At 64.7% G+C, this 19513-nt stretch carries 21 protein-coding genes; 13 read left to right on the plus strand and 8 right to left on the minus strand.

Annotation, left to right across the window (positions count from 1 at the left end):
- Positions 1 to 22 precede the first annotated feature (22 nt).
- The 13 genes from F3J17_RS34785 to F3J17_RS34845 all read left to right on the plus strand — a co-directional run bounded on the left by F3J17_RS34785 (position 23) and on the right by F3J17_RS34845 (position 13891).
- Complete coding sequence (locus F3J17_RS34785) at positions 23 to 553, plus strand: flagellar basal body protein (protein WP_167070186.1); 531 nt, start codon at positions 23 to 25, stop codon at positions 551 to 553.
- Between the two features lie 90 nt (positions 554 to 643).
- Complete coding sequence (flgC, locus tag F3J17_RS34790) at positions 644 to 1069, plus strand: flagellar basal body rod protein FlgC (protein ID WP_027816059.1); 426 nt, start codon at positions 644 to 646, stop codon at positions 1067 to 1069.
- A 152-nt stretch (positions 1070 to 1221) separates the two neighbouring features.
- Positions 1222 to 1878 carry a flagellar hook assembly protein FlgD gene (locus tag F3J17_RS34795; RefSeq protein ID WP_167070217.1) on the plus strand — a complete coding sequence of 219 codons (657 nt, stop codon included), beginning with the start codon at positions 1222 to 1224 and terminating at the stop codon, positions 1876 to 1878.
- A gap of 32 nt (positions 1879 to 1910) precedes the next feature.
- The gene (flgE, locus tag F3J17_RS34800; protein WP_167070187.1) at positions 1911 to 3173 is read left to right on the plus strand and encodes a flagellar hook protein FlgE; all 1263 of its coding nucleotides are present in this window, start codon (positions 1911 to 1913) and stop codon (positions 3171 to 3173) included.
- A 32-nt stretch (positions 3174 to 3205) separates the two neighbouring features.
- Positions 3206 to 3964: a flagellar basal-body rod protein FlgF gene (flgF, locus tag F3J17_RS34805; RefSeq protein ID WP_167070189.1), complete on the plus strand. Its 759-nt coding sequence runs from the start codon at positions 3206 to 3208 to the stop codon at positions 3962 to 3964.
- 58 nt (positions 3965 to 4022) lie between these two features.
- Positions 4023 to 4811 carry a flagellar basal-body rod protein FlgG gene (gene flgG / locus F3J17_RS34810; protein ID WP_027816063.1) on the plus strand — a complete coding sequence of 263 codons (789 nt, stop codon included), beginning with the start codon at positions 4023 to 4025 and terminating at the stop codon, positions 4809 to 4811.
- Between the two features lie 71 nt (positions 4812 to 4882).
- Positions 4883 to 5611 (plus strand): flagellar basal body L-ring protein FlgH, encoded by a 729-nt coding sequence (flgH, locus tag F3J17_RS34815; protein ID WP_167070191.1) that lies wholly within the window; start codon positions 4883 to 4885, stop codon positions 5609 to 5611.
- A 74-nt stretch (positions 5612 to 5685) separates the two neighbouring features.
- A complete protein-coding gene (locus F3J17_RS34820) occupies positions 5686 to 6804 on the plus strand; it encodes a flagellar basal body P-ring protein FlgI (RefSeq protein ID WP_167070219.1) in 1119 nt (372 codons plus the stop codon).
- An 11-nt stretch (positions 6805 to 6815) separates the two neighbouring features.
- Positions 6816 to 7814 carry a flagellar assembly peptidoglycan hydrolase FlgJ gene (gene flgJ / locus F3J17_RS34825; RefSeq protein ID WP_167070193.1) on the plus strand — a complete coding sequence of 333 codons (999 nt, stop codon included), beginning with the start codon at positions 6816 to 6818 and terminating at the stop codon, positions 7812 to 7814.
- A 347-nt stretch (positions 7815 to 8161) separates the two neighbouring features.
- The gene (locus tag F3J17_RS34830; RefSeq protein ID WP_167070195.1) at positions 8162 to 8917 is read left to right on the plus strand and encodes a flagellar brake protein; all 756 of its coding nucleotides are present in this window, start codon (positions 8162 to 8164) and stop codon (positions 8915 to 8917) included.
- A gap of 270 nt (positions 8918 to 9187) precedes the next feature.
- Positions 9188 to 11212: a flagellar hook-associated protein FlgK gene (gene flgK / locus F3J17_RS34835; protein ID WP_167070197.1), complete on the plus strand. Its 2025-nt coding sequence runs from the start codon at positions 9188 to 9190 to the stop codon at positions 11210 to 11212.
- 14 nt (positions 11213 to 11226) lie between these two features.
- Positions 11227 to 12468 carry a flagellar hook-associated protein FlgL gene (gene flgL, locus F3J17_RS34840; protein WP_167070199.1) on the plus strand — a complete coding sequence of 414 codons (1242 nt, stop codon included), beginning with the start codon at positions 11227 to 11229 and terminating at the stop codon, positions 12466 to 12468.
- Positions 12469 to 12688: 220 nt separating this feature from the next.
- On the plus strand, positions 12689 to 13891 hold the full coding sequence (locus F3J17_RS34845; RefSeq protein ID WP_167070201.1) for a Fic family protein: 1203 nt from the start codon (positions 12689 to 12691) through the stop codon (positions 13889 to 13891).
- Positions 13892 to 13913: 22 nt separating this feature from the next.
- On the opposite strand, the gene fliR is transcribed toward F3J17_RS34845, so the two are convergent.
- The 8 genes from fliR to F3J17_RS34885 all read right to left on the minus strand — a co-directional run.
- A complete protein-coding gene (gene fliR, locus F3J17_RS34850) occupies positions 13914 to 14705 on the minus strand; it encodes a flagellar biosynthetic protein FliR (protein ID WP_167070203.1) in 792 nt (263 codons plus the stop codon).
- 49 nt (positions 14706 to 14754) lie between these two features.
- Positions 14755 to 15024: a flagellar biosynthesis protein FliQ gene (gene fliQ / locus F3J17_RS34855; protein WP_167070205.1), complete on the minus strand. Its 270-nt coding sequence runs from the start codon at positions 15022 to 15024 to the stop codon at positions 14755 to 14757.
- An 11-nt stretch (positions 15025 to 15035) separates the two neighbouring features.
- The gene (gene fliP / locus F3J17_RS34860; protein ID WP_205195099.1) at positions 15036 to 15914 is read right to left on the minus strand and encodes a flagellar type III secretion system pore protein FliP; all 879 of its coding nucleotides are present in this window, start codon (positions 15912 to 15914) and stop codon (positions 15036 to 15038) included.
- On the minus strand, positions 15915 to 16499 hold the full coding sequence (gene fliO, locus F3J17_RS34865) for a flagellar biosynthetic protein FliO (RefSeq protein WP_167070207.1): 585 nt from the start codon (positions 16497 to 16499) through the stop codon (positions 15915 to 15917). It lies immediately after the preceding gene.
- Complete coding sequence (gene fliN / locus F3J17_RS34870; protein WP_240161266.1) at positions 16496 to 16930, minus strand: flagellar motor switch protein FliN; 435 nt, start codon at positions 16928 to 16930, stop codon at positions 16496 to 16498. Before fliN ends, fliO begins: the two co-directional genes overlap by 4 nt.
- 73 nt (positions 16931 to 17003) lie before the next feature.
- Entirely contained in the window at positions 17004 to 18002 is a 999-nt protein-coding gene (gene fliM, locus F3J17_RS34875; protein ID WP_167070223.1) for a flagellar motor switch protein FliM, read from the minus strand.
- A 45-nt stretch (positions 18003 to 18047) separates the two neighbouring features.
- Positions 18048 to 18551 carry a flagellar basal body-associated protein FliL gene (gene fliL / locus F3J17_RS34880; protein WP_167070211.1) on the minus strand — a complete coding sequence of 168 codons (504 nt, stop codon included), beginning with the start codon at positions 18549 to 18551 and terminating at the stop codon, positions 18048 to 18050.
- A gap of 348 nt (positions 18552 to 18899) precedes the next feature.
- Positions 18900 to 19513 (minus strand): flagellar hook-length control protein FliK (locus F3J17_RS34885; protein WP_167070213.1); only part of this gene is annotated, 614 nt, incomplete at its 5' end.

Below are 19513 nucleotides of genomic sequence, written 5' to 3' on the forward strand. Positions count from 1 at the left end.
TTCGTGTAACGGAGAACGCCCGATGCTGGACAAACTCGACGCCGAATTCGCCTTTGGCCGCGAAGCGCTCGATGTGCGCGCGACGCGCCAGGCGCTGCTGTCCTCGAACATCGCGAACGCCGACACGCCGGGTTACCAGGCGCGCGACGTCGACTTCTCGGCTTCGCTCGCGGGTGCGCTCAAGCACGCGGGCGCGGCCACGTCGGCTGGCGCGGGCACGTCCGCTACCGGCACGTCCGCCACCGGCAACTTCCAGCCGCTCGCCCTTGCGCAACCGGCTGGCGTGACCAGCGGCATGTCGATGGCGACCACCGAAGCGGGTCACCTGTCGGGCAACGCAAAGCTGATCCCGACTGGCGGCCCGGCCGACACGTATTCGAGCCCGGTGATGTACCGCATCCCGACGCAGCCCGCGCTCGACGGCAACACGGTCGATCTCGACACCGAACGCGTGCAGTTCGCCGATAACGCGCTGCACTTCGAGTCGGGCATGACCGTGGTGTCGCAGCAGATCAAGACGATGCTCTCGGCGATCCAGTCGGGATCGAGCTAAGCGGCCGTCTTTATCGCCCGACACAGCAAACGTTTTAAGCCAGCACCAAGCCGCACCGATAAGACGCACCGACCAGAGGTCAACGAAACCATGCCATCCCTCATGAATATCTTCAGCGTTGCCGGTTCCGCCATGTCGGCGGAATCGCAGCGCCTGAACGTGACGGCGTCCAATCTCGCCAACGCCGACAGTACGACCGGCCCGGACGGCCAGCCCTACAAGGCCAAGCAGGTCGTGTTCGCGGTCAACCCGCTCGGCGGCGCGCGCAGCGCGTCCGGCCAGCAGGTGGGCGGCGTGAAGGTGACGGGCGTGATCGACGATCCGACGCCGATGAAGCAGACCTACGACCCGGACAATCCCGCCGCCGACGCCAACGGCTACGTGAGCATGCCGAACGTCGACCCGGTGCAGGAAATGGTGAACATGATTTCGGCGTCGCGCTCCTATCAGGCCAACATCGAAACCCTGAACACCGCCAAGACCTTGATGCTCAAGACCCTGACGATCGGCACGTAAGCGATTCAAGCGACCTAAGCCGGCGCAGGAACGGGAACCACACCACACGCTACCCAGCAACAGACAGCGTATCCGAGGAGAACGCGTTGACCTCCAGCAACACCACCATCGGCGGCAGTTCCGCCACCGTATCGCAGACGCTGCTCGACACCATGAACGGTACGTCGGCGAGCTCGTCGTCGACCTCGTCGGCTTCGACCAGCGGCACGAGCGGCAGCGATCTGCAGCAGACCTTCCTGCAACTGCTCGTGACGCAGCTGCAGAACCAGGATCCGACCGATCCGATGGACAGCTCGCAGATGACTTCGCAGCTCGCCCAGATCAATACGGTGTCGGGCATTGCGAATCTGAACACGTCGCTCTCGTCGCTCTCGACGCAGCTCTCCGCTGGCCAGAACGCCCAGTCGGCACTGCTGATCGGCTCGACGGTGCTGGCAGCGGGCAGCACGGCCGCAGTGTCGAGCGGCTCGGCGCCGCAGCTTGGCGTGCAGCTTTCGTCGGCGGCTTCGGACGTCACGATCACGATCACCAACTCGGCGGGCAAGGTCGTCAACACGCTCGACCTGGGCGCGCAGTCGGCAGGCACCGTGCCGGTCACGTGGAACGGCACCGATTCGTCGGGCGCAACGGTCGCCGACGGCAACTACACGATCAGCGCGAACGCGACGGTCAACGGTCAGGCCACCTCCGCGACGGCGCTCGTCGCGAGCAAGGTCGACGCCGTGATCCAGCAATCCGACGGCACGGCGGGCCTTTCGCTCGCTAACGGCAAGACGGTCCCGCTCTCCAGCGTGGCCGGCATTCTCTGAACCTGATAAACGACAGCGCGGAGTAAATACTCATGGGCTACCAGCAAGGATTGAGCGGCCTCGCCGCCGCCTCGAACGACCTCGACGTCATCGGCAACAACATCGCCAACGCGAACACCGTTGGCTTCAAGCAAAGCTCGGCGCAGTTCGCCGACGTCTATGCAAACACCGTGGCGACTTCGGTCAACACGCAGATCGGTCTGGGCGCGGCGCTCTCGGAAGTGCAGCAGAACTTCTCGCAAGGCACGATCACCACGACCGGCCAGGCGCTCGACGTCGCCATCAACGGCAACGGCTTCTTCCAGATGTCGAACAACGGCACCGTCACGTATTCGCGTAACGGCGTGTTCCAGCTCGACAAGAACGGCTACATCACCGATGCCGCCGGCAACGACCTGATGGGCTACGCAGCCGGTACGAGCGGCGTGGTGAACACGGCGCAAACCGTGCCGCTGCAGGTGCCGACGACCAACATCGCGCCGGTCACGACCTCGACCGTCACGGCCCAGCTGAACCTGAACGCGCAGGCCACCACGCCGACCGACACGACCTTCAGCGCCAGCGATTCGTCGAGCTACAACTACTCGACGTCGATCACGGCCTACGACTCGCTCGGCGGCACGCAGCAGATCAATATGTACTTCGTGAAGGGCGGCACCGACGCGAGCGGCAACCAGCTCTACAACGTCTACTCGGGCGTCTCGGGCGGCACGACTTCGGAAGTCGGCACGATGTCGTTCAACTCGTCGGGCTCGCTGGTGTCGTCGACCGACGCCGCAGGCGTGGCGACGGGCACCGGCCAGATGACGCTGCAGATCGGCACGGCTGGCGGCAAGCTCTCGGACGGCGCGGCTTCGATGGCTGTCACGCTCGACTTCAAGGGCACCACGCAGTACGGCGGCACCAACGGCGTGAACAACCTCGCGCAGGACGGTTACGCCAGCGGCACGCTGTCGAACTTCACGGTCGGCTCGGACGGCACCATCACGGGCAACTACTCGAACGGTCAGACCAAGACGCTCGGCCAGGTCGTGCTCGCCAACTTCAACAACCCGAACGGCCTGCAGAACCTGGGCGGCAACCAGTTCCAGGAAACCGCGGCTTCGGGCGTGGCGCAGGTTTCGACGCCGGGCAGCACGAACCACGGCACGCTCACGGGCGGCGCGGTGGAATCGTCGAACGTCGACCTGACCAACCAGCTCGTCGACCTGATCACGGCGCAACGTAACTACCAGGCCAACGCGCAGACCATCAAGACGCAGCAGACCGTCGACCAGACGCTGCTGCAGATGTAAGCACGTTTGTCTAATCACGCACCGGGCACATCATGGACCGACTGATTTATACCGCGATGACGGGCACGAGCCAGGCGCTCGAGCAGCAGGCCGTTGTCGCGAACAACCTGGCCAACGTCTCGACCACGGGCTTTCGCGCGCAGTTGGCGAATTTCCGCTCCGTGCCGATGTCGTTCGGCGACGGCTCCACCGTCAACGATTCGACCACGCGCACCTTCGTGCTGTCGGCGACGCCAGGCTCCGACATGACGCCCGGTGCGATCTCGAAGACCGGCAATCCGCTCGATATCGCGATCCAGGGCAACGGCTTCATGGCCGTGCAGACCGCCGACGGCAATGAGGCGTACACGCGCGCGGGCAACCTGCACGTGGACGAAAACGGCCAGCTCGTGACGGCCAGCAACCAGCAGGTGATCGGCGGCGGCGGCCCGATCGCCGTGCCGCCCGGATCGGCGGTGACGATCGGCTCCGACGGCACGGTGTCGGCGCTCGCCCCGGGAAGCCCGGCTAGCGCCATCGCCATGATCGACCAGATCAAGTTCGTGAACCCGCCCGCCGGTTCGCTCCAGCGTGGCGACGACGGCCTGTTCCGCACCTCGGACGGCAATCCGGCCGATGCGGACCAGACGGTCAAGATCGCGACGGAATCGCTCGAAGGCAGCAACGTGAATCCGGTTGCCGCGATGGTCTCGATGATCACCAACGCGCGCCAGTTCCAGATGCAGACCAAGCTTTTGCAGACCGCCGACCAGAACGAACAGAGCGCTAACCAGCTGCTCAACTTCAGCTAAGCAATTTAATGGCCGCCGGTCTCGCACAAAGCAGACTACGCGCCGGGAGAAAGACACCGTGAACCGATCGCTCTACATCGCCGCTACCGGCATGAACGCCCAGCAGGCGCAGATGGACGTGATCTCGAACAACCTCGCGAACGTGAGCACCAATGGCTTCAAGGGTTCGCGCGCCGTGTTCGAGGACCTCATGTACCAGACGCTGCGTCAGCCGGGTGCGAACTCCACCCAGACCACCGAAATGTCGTCGGGCAGCCAGGTCGGCACCGGCGTGCAGCAGGTCGCCACCGAACGCCTGTACACGCAGGGCAACCTGCAGCAGACCGGCAACTCGAAGGACGTGGCGATCAACGGCGCGGGCTTCTTCCAGGTGCAGATGCCCGATGGCACGACGCAGTACACGCGCGACGGCTCGTTCCAGACCAACTCGCAAGGTCAGCTGGTGACGGCGAGCGGCTATCCGGTGCTGCCCGCCATCACGGTGCCCGCCAATGCCACTTCGCTGACCATCGGCAGCGACGGCGTGGTGACGGTGACGACGCCGGGCTCGACCGGCAACACCACCATCGGCTCGCTGCAGGTGGCGATGTTCATCAACCCGGCCGGTCTGCAAAGCAATGGCGAAAACCTGGTGTCGGAAACGGCCTCGTCGGGTGCGCCGACCGTGACGACGCCGGGCCTGAACGGTTCGGGCTCGCTCAACCAGGGCTATGTCGAATCGTCGAACGTGAACGTGGTGCAGGAACTGGTGAACATGATCCAGACGCAGCGCGCGTACGAAATCAACAGCAAGGCGCTGACGACGTCCGACCAGATGCTGCAGACCCTGAGCCAGATGCAGGTCTAAGGACCGCGAGCGGCAACGCAGGACATTTGAAGCAACCGTAATAGCAGTACGGAATAGAAGTGGTGAGGAATATGGGCCAGTCCGTTCAGTTCAACTCTCGTTCGCGGCAGCAGGCAGTGCGCCGGGCGACTTCGCGCGCCGTGGCGGCGTCGCTGTCGCTCGCGCTCGTCGTGCTGGCGGGCTGCGCCTATGTGCCGAACCGTCAGCCGATCGTGCAGCAGCCGATGACGGCCGTGCCGCCGCAGCCGCCCACGAATACTTCGCCGGGTTCGATCTACAACCCCGGCTACGTGGGCCGGCCGCTGTTCGAAGACCAGCGGCCGCGCAATACCGGCGATATCCTCACCATCGTCATTTCCGAAAACATCAACGCGACCAAGTCATCGGGCGCGAACACCAAACGCGGCGGCAGCACCAGCTTCAATGTGCCGACCGCGGGCTTCGCGCCGGGCTTCTTCTCGCGCGCGAACCTGTCGGCGACCGGCGCGAACCAGTTCGACGCGACGGGCGGCGCCAATGCCTCCAACACCTTCACGGGCGTCATCACCGTGACGGTCACGAACGTGCTGCCCAACGGCAACCTGGTGGTGTCGGGCGAAAAGCAGATGCTCATCAACCAGGGCAATGAATTCGTACGCTTCTCCGGCGTCGTGAATCCGAACACCGTTGCCGGAGACAACTCCGTGCTCTCGACCGATGTCGCCGATGCGAAGATCGAATACTCCGCGAAAGGCGTAATCGACGAGGCCGAGACCATGGGCTGGCTGCAACGCTTTTTCCTGAATGTCGCGCCATGGTAAAGATCCGTTTTCAGCGCACGCGCCGCTCGCGCGTGAAAGACCTGTTCGCCGCCTTCGGTGTGGTGGTGGGCGTCATGTTCGCGTGCGGAGCGCTGCTCGCCTATGCGACGCCGGCGCGCGCCGAGCGCGTCAAGGACCTCGTCTCGTTCGCGGGCGTGCGTGACAACCCGCTGATCGGCTACGGCCTCGTGGTGGGTCTGGACGGCACGGGCGACCAGACGACTCAGGCGCCGTTCACCACGCAGACGCTCGCGAACATGCTCGCGAACCTCGGCATCTCGATCAACAACACGTCGAGTTCGTCGGGTTCCTCGCAGACGCTCAACAACATGCAGCTCAAGAACGTCGCGGCCGTGATCGTGACGGCGACGCTGCCGCCGTTCGCGCGTCCGGGCGAGACGATCGACGTGACGGTGTCGTCGCTCGCGAACGCCAAGAGCATTCGCGGCGGCACGCTGCTGCTCACGCCGCTCAAGGGCGCGGACGGCCAGGTCTACGCGCTGGCCCAGGGCAACGTGGCGGTGGGCGGCGCGGGCGCGTCGGCCAACGGCAGCAAGGTGCAGGTCAACCAGCTCGCGGCCGGCCGTATCGCGGCAGGCGCGACGGTCGAGCGCGCGGTGCCGTCGCCGGTCTCGCAGCCAGGCGGCCTGCTGCAGATGGAAGTCAACGATATGGACTACGACACGACGCAGCGCATCGTGTCGGCGGTCAACAACGAGTTCGGCGCGGGCACCGCGGCGGCGGTCGACGGCCGCACGATCCAGGTGCGCGGCCCGGCCGATCCGGCCTCGCAGGTGGGCTTCATCGCGCAGATCCAGAATCTCGACGTGCGCCCGGCCCAGCCGGCGGCGAAGGTGATCCTGAACGCGCGTACCGGCTCGATCGTCATGAATCAGATGGTCACGCTAGAATCCTGCGCGGTGGCGCACGGCAATCTTTCGGTGGTCGTGAATACGCAGACGGCGGTCAGCCAGCCGGGCGCGTTCTCGAACGGACAAACGGTCGCGACACGCCAGTCGCAGATCCAGTTGAAGCAGGACAACGGCGCGCTCAAGCTCGTGACGGCGGGCGCGAATCTCGCGGAAGTCGTGAAGGCGCTCAATGCGCTGGGCGCGACCCCCGCGGATCTGATGTCGATCCTGCAGGCAATGAAGGCGGCAGGCGCACTGCGCGCTGACCTCGAAATTATCTAAGGACGTGAAAAATGGATAACTCGAATATCGGCAACGGCAATCTCGACCTCACGAACCGCTTCGCGCTGGACGTGCAGGGCTTCGACGCCATGCGCGCGGCGGCCAACGCTTCGCCGCAGCAGGGCGTGAAGGCGGCCGCCAAGCAGTTCGACGCCGTGTTCACGCAGATGATGCTCAAGAGCATGCGCGATGCGACGCCGTCGGACGGCCCGCTCGATTCCAATGACGGCGCGCAGTTCCAGTCGATGATGGATCAGCAGCTCGCGCAGCAGATGTCGAACAAGGGCATTGGCGTGGCCAACGCCATGATCAAGCAGCTCACGCGCGCGATGGGCGGCGATCCCAACAGCCTGAACGGCCAGAGCGGCGCGGGCGGCATCGCCAGTGCGATGCAGGGGCTGTCGGGTTCGGGTGGCAGCGGCAACGAAGGCAATATGGCGATGTTGAGCGCGCTGGGCCGCGCTTACGGCAATGCCTCGGCGAACGGCGCGCTCGGCAAGGGCCAGGGCTGGGACGCGAACAGCGCGCTCACGCCGCCCGTGCGCAGCAGCGGCGACGACAAGGTCGACGCCTTCGTCAACAAGCTCGCCAACGGCGCACAGCAGGCCAGCGCATCGACCGGCATTCCGGCGCGCTTCATCGTCGGCCAGGCCGCGCTCGAATCGGGCTGGGGCAAGCGCGAAATCATGAAGGCCGACGGTTCGACCAGCTACAACGTGTTCGGCATCAAGGCGACCAAGGACTGGACCGGCAAGACGGTCTCGACCATGACCACCGAATACGTGAACGGCTCGCCGCATCGCGTGGTGGAGAAGTTCCGCGCCTACGACTCGTACGAAGACGCGATGGCCGATTACGCCAACGTGCTCAAGAGCAATCCGCGCTACGCCTCGGTCATCAACGGTTCGCGCAGCGCCGAGAGCTTCGCGCAGGGCATGCAGCGCGCCGGCTACGCCACCGACCCGCACTACGCGAAAAAGCTCATGTCGATCATGCAGCGCATGGCCTGATGCCGGTCCGGCATTGGCCTGCTTGCCGCCTGATTCAAGTCTGAATTCCTTACGCGCCGCGCATAACATGCCGCGCGCCCAGTCTGCCCGCAGCAAACGTTGCCTGCGCGACGTTCCGCGTGGTTTCGTGCTCGATCGCGGCGAAATCGCGAAAGAAGCCTTCCCGGCGCTCGTCGGGCGAATTCGGGAAACGCAGAATTTTTGCGCCCAACCCCTAAATTTCCGCGTCATCCTGCCGCTAATGCAGGCGAGATCCAAGAGAATCAGGGGCGGCGAAGACCGCCCGGACGGCGCGTCACGACACCTTCCGAGGCGCGCCGGCATGTCCACGAAATTCCGGCAGGCCGATGAATACCGTTCAGTCGAATCAACAGGAACAAGTCGATGGCGAAAGCCCCGACTATGGCCGTCGCAACCCGCTCGAAGTCGGGGTGCAGTTGCGCAATCTCGCCAATCGCGGCGACTTCCTGACCTTGCAATACCGCGGAGGCCAGCTGGTCACGCGCATCCTCGACGTCAATTCGCGCGAGCGTACCTTCACGTTCGATTGGGGCGCAGTGTCCGATCAGAACCGCGAAGTGCTCAGCACGCAGGAATGCCAGTTCCATGCCTCGCCCGATGGCGTGCGCGTGGAATTCACCACCGGCATGCCGCGCGAGACGACCTTCGAGGGGCGTCCCGCGTTCGAAGCCACCTTCCCCGAAGTGCTCTACTACGTGCAGCGCCGCGAGTATTTCCGCGTCGATACGCCCGTGATGGAGCCGTGCATCGTGCGCGGCGCGCTGCCGATGGACGGCCAGCGCTTCCAGTTCGAGGTGCACGACATCTCGCTGGGCGGCCTGGGCCTGCGCACCACGGACGAACGCGCGGCAGCGCTCGACATGGGGCTGAAGCTCGTCGACGTGGAGCTGGAGCTGCGCGGGCACGGCGTGCTGCGCGTCGATCTGGCGCTGGTGGTGCTGCGCTTTATCGATCTGCCCAACGGCGATCGCCGCTATCACCTTGGCCTGCGTTTCGAGACGCTGCCGGGCGCAGCGGAGAACAGCCTGCAGCGCTATATCACGCAGCTCGAAATGAAGCGCCGCGCGTTCCAGCGCGCCTGAGTTTCATCGCGGTTGCGGCCATCGAGGCCGCTGCCGCGTCTGCGATCCGCAGTTTGCGCGGCGCGCCATTCGCGTGCGCCGCGTGCCTCCCCGATGCGCCTTGCATGCGCACGCGGCAGGGCGCAACACGCGCTCCACGCCAAACGTTTTCCCCGCCAAATTCTTCCTTACCGCAGCTTAATTTCGGCGCTGCGCTGCCGTTATCACATAAGTTCACCCACGCGGCCCCTCCGACCGAGACGTCGGGCAGGCCGTCCACGAGGATTACGCATGTCCAACATTTTCTCGATCGGTCTCTCCGGGTTGCAGGCGGCCCAGATCGGCATCGCCACAGCCGGCGAGAACATCAGCAATTCGTCGACCGCGGGCTACAACGTGGAAAGCGCGGTGTACAGCGAAGCGAATGGCCAGGCGACCAGCTCGGGTTACATCGGCGCGGGCGTCAACACGGCGACCGTGCAGCGCGCGTATAGCCAGTACATCACGACCGCGCTCAACAACGCGCAGTCGACCAACAGCTCGCTGACCGCCTCGTACACGCTGGCCACGCAGCTTTCGAACCTCGTCGGCAGCCCGACGTCGGGCATCGCTTCGTCGATCACGTCGTTCTTCACGGGCCTGCAAAACGTGTCGAACTCGCCGGATAGCAGCTCGGTGCGTCAGACCGCGCTGTCCGACGCGCAGACGCTCGCAGACCAGATCAACTCGGCCGGCCAGCAATACGACTCGCTGCGTCAGAGCGTGAACACGCAGCTCACCAACGCCGTTTCGCAGATCAACACGTACTCGCAGCAGATCGCGCAGCTCAACACGCAGATCGCCACGGCGAGCGCGTCGGGCCAGCAGCCGAACCAGCTGCTCGACCAGCGCGACCAGGCGGTCTCGAACCTGTCGCAACTGGTGGGCGTGCAGGTCGTGCAGAACAGCAGCGGCTACAGCGTGTTCCTCGGCAACGGCCAGCCGCTGGTGGTGAGCGGCCAGAACTACAACCTGACGACGCAGGCGTCCGACACCAACCCGTCGGAGCTGACGGTGGCATGGCAGGGCCTGCCCGGCTCCACGACCACGGCGCAGTCGCTATCGAGCGCGGCGCTGACGGGCGGTACGGTGGGCGGCCTCGTGTCGTTCGTGCAGGGCACGCTCGACCCGGCGGAATCGCAGCTGGGCGCGATCGCCACGAGCTTCGCCGCGCAGGTGAATTCGCAGAACTCGCTGGGCCTGACGCTGAGCGGCTCGGCCGGCGGCAATCTGTTCACGGTGAGCGCGCCGCAAGTCACGGGCAACCGCAACAACACCGGCAGCGCGACCGTCGCGGCCACGCTGACCAACGCCGTCAGCCCGCCGACCGATAACTACACGCTGTCGTATTCGAGCGCTTCGGGCGGCACCTGGACGCTGACCGATTCGACTACCAACACGGTGGTCAAGTCGACCACCACGCAGCCCAGCACGACCAATCCGTTCACGGCAGGCGGTCTGTCGATCACCTCGACCGGCACGATGGCCGACGGCGATTCCTACGTGATCCAGCCGACCGCGGGCGCACTCGACAGCTTCAGCGTGGCGACGAGCGATCCTTCGGCGATTGCCGCGGCCTCGCCGGTGCTGGTATCGGCGGCGACCGCCAACTCGGGCACGGCGGTGGTGACGCAAGGCACGGTGACCTCGGGTTACACGGTGTCCTCCACGGCCACCACGCTCACCTATACGGCGAACAGCTCCGGCACGGGCGGCACGCTCAGCGGCTTCCCGGCGAACTCGACGATCTCCGTCGCGGTGCCGGGCTCCAGCACGCCGACGACCTACACGACCGACGCGACGGGCGCCCTCAGCTCGCCGGTGAGCTACGACCCGAGCTCGGGCGCGACCTTCACGATCACGTCCAGCACGGCGGGCAACACCAACAACGTCAGCTTCACGATGACGGGCACGCCTTCGACGGGCGACACCTTCACCATCGGCCCGAACACCAGCGGCACGCAGGACGGCCGCAATGCGCTGGCGCTCGCCAACCTGACCTCGGGCACTTCGTTCACCGATTCGCAGACGCTCACCAACGCGTACTCGAACTACGTGAACGCGATCGGCAACACGGCGAGCCAGCTCAAGGCGTCGAGCACGTCGCAGACCTCGCTGGTCACGCAGCTGACCTCGCAGCAGCAGTCGGTGCAGGGCGTGAACCTCGATGAAGAAGCGGCCAACCTGCTGCAGTACCAGCAGCTCTATCAGGCCAACAGCAAGGTGATCCAGACGGCGGCGTCGCTGTTCCAGACCCTGATCGGCATTTTCCAGTGAGGCGCTGACCAACCATGCGTATCGCGACTTCCCAGATTTACTCGTCGAGCCTTTCGACGATGGAAAACCAGCAATCCAGCCTGCTGGCGGTTCAGCAGCAGATTTCGACGGGCGTGGCCATTTCGAATCCGGCCGACAACCCGCTGGGCGCGGCGCAAGCCGTGCAGCTTTCGGCGACCAGCGCGAATCTCACGCAGTACGCGAGCAACCAGAGCACGGCGCTCTCGTCGCTGCAACTGGAAGACTCGACGCTCTCCAGCGTGACGACGACCCTGCAGGCGATGAGCCAGCAGATCCAGTCGGCCATCAACGGCTCGCTCAACGACAACGACCGCCAGGCGCTCGCCAAGCAGCTCACCGGCGAACGCAGCCAGTTGCTCACGCTCGCCAACACCACGGACGGCGCGGGCAACTACCTGTTCTCCGGCTTCCAGAGCACCTCGCAGGTGTTCACGAACCAGTCGGGCGGCGGCGTGACGTACAACGGCGACCTGGGCCAGCGCACCGTGCAGGTGGCGGGCTCGCGTTCGATCGCCATCAGCGACACGGGTGCGGCGGTGTTCCAGACGGTTTCGTCGGTGGGCACGTCGGCGGTGGCTTCGGGGAATTCCTCGAACACCGGCACGGGCACGATCAGCGGCGTGACGGTCACGGACCCGACCCAGGCGACCAACGGCCACAACCTGTCGATCCAGATCGGCGGCACGGCCGGTGCGCTCACCTACACGGTGACCGACAACACGACCTCGCCCGCCACGGCGCTTGCGACGAACCAGCCCTATACGGACGGCTCGACCATCGACCTCGGATCGGGCATGAACGTGACGATTTCGGGCACGCCGGCAGTGGGCGACAAGTTTTCGGTGACGCCGGCCACGGCGGCGCAGAACAGCAGCGTGTTTTCGAGCATCGACAGCGTGATCGCCGCGCTGCAAAGCTCCGCGACGGGCAACCCGAGCGCGACGGCGAACCTGCAGAACGCCTTGCAGACGGGCCTCACGCAGATCGGCAATTCGACGTCGAACGTGATTACGCTGCAGGCATCGGTGGGCGGTCGCGAGCAGGAAGTGAAGGCGCTGCAGACCGTCACGTCGACCAACTCGCTGCAGATCACGTCGAACCTCGACGATCTGGTCAGCACGGATACGGTGGCGGCGATTACGCAGTACGAGCAGATCTCGAACGCGCTGTCGGCTTCGCAGAAGAGCTTCGCGGCCACGCAGCAGCTTTCGCTGTTCCAGTACATCAATCCTTGATGTAGCGGGTTGAGATGCAAAAAACGGCGGCAGGCCTTGGGGCTTGCCGCCGTTCTTGTTTGTGGGGCTCAATCTAAAATACTCTACAAGGAACCCTACATAAAACCCTACATCGGATCGTTTTTATCAACCAAAAATGATTGATAAATCAATAAAATAGGTGAAAAATCTAGCGTTCAAGAACTCTACCTGAAACTCTACATTCAAGCCTACTCGCGCAATGGCCTCCGTCGCTACCTTCGAACCCTTGTTCCCCGAAGATCGCATGCTGGATCCGCTGGTCGAGCGCGCGGCGGGACTGATCGATTCATCGCAGAAACTGGTTACCGTACGCCAGACGCCGCTGGCCGCCGCGCTGGTGCCGCAACTGCGCGCGATGAATTCGTACTACACGAACAAGATTGAAGGGCAGCACACGACGCCGGCACGAATCGAATCGGCGCTCAAGCGGGACTATTCGGCCGATGCCGTCGAGCGTAAGAAGCAGCGGCTCGCCATTGCGCATATCGAGACCGAAAGCGCACTTGAACGGGAGTGGAGCGGGTTGCCGGTATCGGCGCTATTCGAGGCAGAGCGCATTCCGGCACTGCACGCACGCTTCTTTTCCGGTCTGACGGACGATGAGCGATTCACCGACAACGGTGACCCACTTATCCCCGGCGAAATTCGCAAAGTGGATGTGACGGTTGGGCGCCATCTCGCGCCTGAGCCTGAACTCATCGAGCCCTTGCTCAACGCGTGGGCAACGCGCTACAGCCGCATCCGTGCAAAGGAATATCAGCTTATCGGCATTGGCTGCTCGCACCACCGCCTGGCCTGGATTCACCCGTTCGTTGACGGGAACGGTCGGGTAGCGCGCCTGCACTCTCATCTGGCCTTGAGCGCCGCAGGCCTTACCCAGAGCTTGTGGTCGCCGCTACGCGGTCTCGCGCGTGCGCACGACGAGTACTATCTTCGGCTAAGCGATGCGGACCAGAGTCGCCGCAACGATCTGGATGGGCGCGGCAATCTGAGTCAGGAAGGGCTGGTGCGTTTCGCGCAGTTCTTTCTCGATGTGTGCCAGGACCAGGTCGACTTCATGGTCCATATGACCGGATTCGACGGCATCACGGACCGCCTGCGTGATCTGCTGGCCTGGCTGGAGGCCAGCCCCTGGCAGATCGGCTCGGAAAAGTCGCTGCTCAAGCCCGAGGCTTCGGCGCTTGCGATGGAGTTCGCCATGCTTCGGCGTAGCGTCTCGCGCGCGGAGTTTTCGCAGATGCTAGGCGTCACGGATGTGATGGCGCGCAGAATCACGCGCTCGTTGATCGACTATGGGCTGCTGACTTCGCCTTCGCATCGCGGCGAATTGTCGTTCGCTTTGCCGCTCAAGAGTCTGCGCTTCCTGTTTCCGCGACTGTGGCCCGAGGTCGATCAGGAGTAAATCACCGAGGCGAACTACCCCCTCAACCCGGCGGCTTCAACGCCGCAGCCACGCGCCCCATCTGATCCAGACCGCTGTCGAACAGGCGCGAGAAATACGGGATCAAACTCGGCATCATCAACTGGACCAGCAGGAGCCCCACCAGCATCGTCACCGCAAAGCCAATCTGGAACACGCCGATCTGCGGCGCCGCGCGGTTGAGAATGCCCAGCGAAATATTGGTGATGAGCAGCGCCACCACCACGGGCAGCGAGAGCAGCAGCCCCGAATTGAACACCATCGCGCCCCAGCCCACCAGCAGGCGAAAGCCGTTGCCGTTGAGCACACTGGCCGACACCGGCACGCTCGTAAAGGTTTCGACGATGGCGGCGATCATCTGCAGATGGCCGTCGAAGGCGAGGAAGGTCAGCATCGCCATCATGTTGAACCACGACGACAAGGCGGGCGAAGTCGTATTGGACTGCGGATCGAAAAACGACGCGAAGGAGAGGCCCATGCCCGCGCCCATCAGGTCGGCGGCGGCCGTGACCACGGCGAACACCAGTTGCATGGTGAAGCCCAGCGCCACGCCAATCAGGAACTGGTTCACCAGAATCCACACGCCTTCGGCCGAAAACACCGTGACCTGCGGCATGGCGCCGAGCGTGGGCGCGACGATCAAGGTAATGAAGGCCGCCAGGCCGATCTTCACGCGCGTGGAGATCGAGCGGTTGCTGAGCACGGGCGCGGTCGCGATCAGCGCCAGAATGCGCGTGAACGGCCACAGGAACGCGGTGAGCCAGAGATTGAGCTGCGCGTAGGTGACGGTGAACATCGCGTGAAGAGAAAGCGCAGAAGGGCGCCCGCGTTGGCGGGCGCGCGGTTCAGGCCGCGAGCGCGGGAATGCTCGTGAACATGCGGTGCATGTAGTCGAGGATCGTGGTGAGCATCCACGGTCCGGCGATCACGAGCGTCACCGCAATCGCGACGAGCTTGGGAATGAAGGACAGCGTGCTTTCGTTGATCTGCGTGGCGGCCTGAAACAGGCTCACCACCAGACCGACGATCAGCGACACGAGCAGCAGCGGCGCAGCCAGCAGCAGCGCCACATACATCGCTTCGTGCGAGAGGGTCATGACCATTTCGGGCGTCATCGCGGCTCTCCTTACGTGAAGCTCTGCGCGAGCGAGCCGATCAGCAATTGCCAGCCGTCCACCAGCACGAACAGCATCAGCTTGAACGGCAGCGAAATCGTCGCGGGCGACACCATCATCATACCCATCGACATCAGCACGCTCGCCACCACCATGTCGATGATGAGAAACGGAATGAAGATCGTGAAGCCGATCTGGAAGCCCGTCTTCAGCTCGCTCGTCACGAACGAGGGCACCAGCAGCGTGAGCGGCACGTCTTCCGGGCCCTGCATCGGCGCGGCGTGCGAGATGCGCGCGAACAGGGCGAGATCGGACTCGCGGGTCTGGCGCAGCATGAAGGCCTTGAAGGGCGCGACGCCGCGCGTCACGGCTTCGTCCATCGGCAGGGTGCCGGCCGCGAACGGCTTGTAGCCGTCGTTATAGGCCTTGTCGAGCACCGGCGACATGATGAACAGCGTCAGAAACAGCGCAAGGCCAACGATCACCTGATTGGGCGGTGTCGTGGTCGTGCCGAGCGCCTGGCGCAGCAGCGACAGCACGATGATGATGCGCGTGAAGCTCGTCATCATCAGCACCATCGCGGGCAGGAACGACAGCATCGTGAGCAGCAGCATCGTCTGCACGCTCAGCGAGTAGGTCGTACCGCCGCCGGGGCCGGGGCTCGTGTTGAAGGCGGGCAGGCCTTGCGGCTGGGCAGCCTGCGCGTGGGCGAGGTGCGGCAGCATCAGCAGCACGACGGTCAGCGCGAACAGCAAGGCGAGCGGCAGCGCCATGCGCGAGAGCCGTTGCTTGCAGCGGGAGAGGAAACCGGGATTCGATGTCACGATCGAGGCGTGTTGCGCGCGGTCGGAGGAGCCCGTTACCGCGCCGGAAAGGGAACTGCCGTGCATTTACTGCGCTCCGCCGTCGTGACGATTGGATCGGGGATTGAATCGTTTGCCCGCTTCATGTTTGAGCGCGTCACGAAAGCGCTGTCCGAAGCTGCCTTGAAGCGCGGGGCCATTGGCCGATGCGCCCGCTGCCGCGACATTCGCCGCATTGGGCAATTCGCCCGCGGGCATCGTGTGCAGCAGCGTCACGCTGCCCGGCGACGCACCCAGCACCAGCCAGGTATCGCCGATCTCGACGACCGCCACGCGCTCCTTGCCGCCCAGCGACGCACCGCCCACGGTCTTGATCAGCGCGTTCTTCGGGCCGTGCTGCAGGCCCAGACGCCGCGCGAGCCAGCCGCAGGCGAACACCACGGCGATCACCAGCACGAGGCCGAACACCGTTTGCAGCACTGCGCCAAAGCCAAGCGACGGCACCGCGCTGCCCGTGATCACCGCCGAAGCGCCCGAAGCCGAGCGCGCCGCCTGCGTTGCCTGGTTGACCGCCTGCAGGTCGGCGGCATGAGCCGCGACGCTGGCGAGCGACGCCACGGCAAAAGCAAACGTCTTGCACAACGAAGCAGTGCGCACGGCCTGAAATCTCATCGGTTCAGTTTCCGGATCCGTTCGGACGGCGTGATGATGTCCGTCAGGCGGATACCGAACTTGTCGTTCACCACCACCACTTCGCCCTGGGCGATCAGGCAGCCGTTCACGAGCACGTCCATCGGCTCGCCCGCGAGGCCGTCCAGCTCCACCACCGAACCCTGCGCGAGTTGCAGCAGGTTGCGGATGGCGATCTTGGTGCGGCCGAGTTCGACGGTCATCTGGACGGGAATGTCCAGGATCATGTCGATGTCGTTGCGCGTCGAGTTCTGATCGACCTTCGAGAGCGGCTGGAACACGGCCGCGGGTTGTGCTGCGGGTGCGTCGTTGCTGTTCTGCTCGGCCAGTGCGGCAGCCCAATCGTCCATCGCCATTTCGTCTTCCGTGCTCGTTGCACTCGTTGTCGTATTTGCAGCTGCGGCTGCTTCCATCGCTTCAGCCTGCGCGGCGGCCTCCGGGCCGTTGGGATCGAGCACCGGTTCGTCAGCGCTCGTGCCGTTGATGTCACTCATATCCACCTTCCTTCATCGTGTCGGCTGCGCTGATCATCTTCTGGACCCGCAACGCGTATTGACCATTGAAAATTCCGTAGCCGCATTCCATCACCGGCACGCCGTCCACCTTGGCGACGATGTGCTCGGGAACGTTCATCGGCAGCACATCGCCCTTCTTCATGTTCAGGATCTGCTCGAAGGTGATGGGCACCTGGGCCAGATCGGCGGTCAGCTCCACTTCGGCGGCCTGCACCTGCTGCGAGAGCACGCGCACCCAGCGGCGGTCCACGTCGAGCACTTCGCCTTGCAGCGGCGAGGCCAGCACGTCGCGGATCGGCTCGATCATCGAATACGGCATGCAGATGTGCAGCGTGCCGCCGGTCGGGCCGAACTCGATCGAGAACTGCGTGACGATGACGATTTCGTTGGGCGTGGCCACGTTGGCGAACTGCGTGTGCATTTCCGAGCGCACGTATTCGAAGTTCAGCGGGCGCACGCTTTTCCAGGCGCTCGTGTAGTGCTCGAACACCAGATTGAGCAGCTTGCTGATGATGCGCTGCTCGGTCTGCGTGAAGTCGCGGCCTTCGACGCGCGTATGGAAGCGCCCGTCGCCGCCAAACAGGTTGTCCACCACGAAGAACACCAGATTCGGATCGAACACGAACAGCGACGTGCCGCGCAACGGCTTCACGTGCACCAGGTTCAGGTTCGTCGGAATCGGCAGGTTGCGCGTGAACTCGCTGTACTTCTGCACGCGCACCGGCCCGACCGAAATTTCGGCGGTACGGCGCATGAAATTGAAGATGCCTACGCGCAACAGACGCGCGAAACGCTCGTTGATGATCTCGAGACCGGGCATCCGGCCGCGCACGATGCGTTCCTGCGTGGCGATGTTGTACGGACGCACACCCTGCTTTTCAGCCTGGCTCGATTCCGTATCGACTTCGCCGGTGACGCCTTTGAGGAGGGCATCGACCTCCTCCTGCGACATGAACTCGTCGTGCCCCATACTCATGATGCGAAATCCTCGAATGTCTGCGCGCTGTGCATGTTTTTATTGCACGACGAATTCGGTGAAGAGGACGTCTTCGACCTTGGCCGGTTCGGCGCGCGAATCGGACGGCTGGGCGATCAGTTTGGCCAGCTCCGCCGCGAGGGTGCGCTTGCCGTCGAGCGGCGCGAGGTCGGACGGATGTTTGTTCGACAGCGCCAGCAGCACGCGGCTGCGGATTTCCGGCATGCGCGCGACCAGGGCGTCCTGGGTCGCCTGGCTATCGAGCTTGAGCGTGAGGCCGATGCGCAGATAGTGCGTCTCGCCGTCGTCGGACTGCAGGTTCACCGTCATCGGTTCGAGCGCGTAGTAGACCGGCACGGCGGGCGGCGGCGGCGCGGCGGCAGCCGGCGCGCTCGCGGCATGGCGCGACATGAAGAACCACACGCCCGCGCCGGCGGCGCCAGCGGCAACGATCGCGATGATCGCGATGAGAAGGATGCGCTTCAGCGGTCCGGGTTTTGCGCCTTGCGGGGCGGCTTGCTGGTTTGCGGGTGTGGTCGCCATGTCGGTGTGCAGATCTGATGCGTTCGAATACGTCGAGGTTCGGATCGCGGGCCAGGCCTTGTCGGCGCAGCGCTCGCATTTCTTCCGGCAGCCTGCATTGTTCCGGCTTTTGCCTTACAGCGATGGGAAGAATAGACGGGGGATTTCCGGCTATCTCGTGGCTTTGTGCGGGATGCCAGGCAAACGATGCTGCGGGAATGGGGGATGGAGCGTAGCAGGAAGGCGGGGCGCCGGCGAGCGAGCGTTTCGGCCCATTCCTTTCCGCGTATTCGCGGCGCCAGGCGCGGGTAGCGCCGGGCCGCCCGGATACGCGCTGGCGCGCGCCGGTGTTGCGCGCTTGTGTTGCGATTAAGCGAAGGTGTCGATCAGGCCAACCGTGCGCGTCGTGGCCGTGGCGGCGGCGCTGCTTGCCACGTCGTCCACACCGCCCGTCGAGGCGATGCCGGAGCTGCCCGAGCGCGACGAACGCGAGCCGCCCGAGCCACTGCCCGACCCGCTGCTGTCCTGTTGCGCCTGCTGGTTCATCTGGCGCGAGAAGCCGTCGGTGACGCTCGCGCTGCCAAGGCCGATGCCGTTTTCCTGCATCTGCTCGCGCAGCTTCGGCAGGGCCGCTTCGACGGCCTCGCGCACCTGCTGGTGCTGCGAGACGAAGAGGGCGTGCGCGTGGTTGTCCGCGACCTGCAGCACCACTTGCAGCGGGCCGAGATCCTTCGGATTGAGCGTGAGTTCCGCCGACGACTGGTGCGCGTTCGAGAGGAACACGACCTTCTGGCTGAGCGCGTCTTCCCAGTCGGAGGTGCCCACCTGCGGCGACAGCGTGCTGGACGCCGCCGCCGTTTGCGCGGCCGGGTTGCTGGCGGCCGAGGCGGCTTGCGTCGCCTGTGCCTGGGCGGCTGCGGCAGCGGCCTGGCTGGCGGCGAGCGCATCCGTGACGGCGTTGGTGGCGCTCGACGTATCGGTGT

Source organism: Burkholderia sp. Ax-1719, from assembly GCF_011753055.1.
Lineage (GTDB): Bacteria > Pseudomonadota > Gammaproteobacteria > Burkholderiales > Burkholderiaceae > Paraburkholderia.